Consider the following 258-nt stretch of genomic DNA (forward strand, 5'->3'; position numbering starts at 1 on the left):
GGCTGGATGATGGCGTAGCGAAAAACCTTGGCCTTGCGCTCTCCGTGGCGCGTGTCGGTGGCCTCGGGCTGGCGATCCTGCTCAGCGCACAGCTGGTCAACGTCGCCGGTATCATCGGCTTTATCGGGCTGTTTGCGCCGCTGCTGGCGAAGATGCTGGGTGGACGACTGCTCATCACCCGGATGCTGGTGGCTCCGCTGACTGGCGCGCTGCTGCTGTGGCTGGCGGACAGTTGCGTGTTGTGGCTCAGCACTCACT

At 64.3% G+C, this 258-nt stretch carries 1 protein-coding gene; it reads left to right on the forward strand.

Annotated features, from left to right (window positions below; all coding sequences use genetic code 11):
• Positions 1 to 258: iron chelate uptake ABC transporter family permease subunit (locus SB765_RS31260; protein WP_410932711.1), on the forward strand; the 258-nt coding region annotated here is incomplete at both ends.

The sequence above is a fragment of the Pseudomonas sp. SIMBA_067 genome, from assembly GCF_046534675.1.
Lineage (GTDB): Bacteria > Pseudomonadota > Gammaproteobacteria > Pseudomonadales > Pseudomonadaceae > Aquipseudomonas > Aquipseudomonas putida.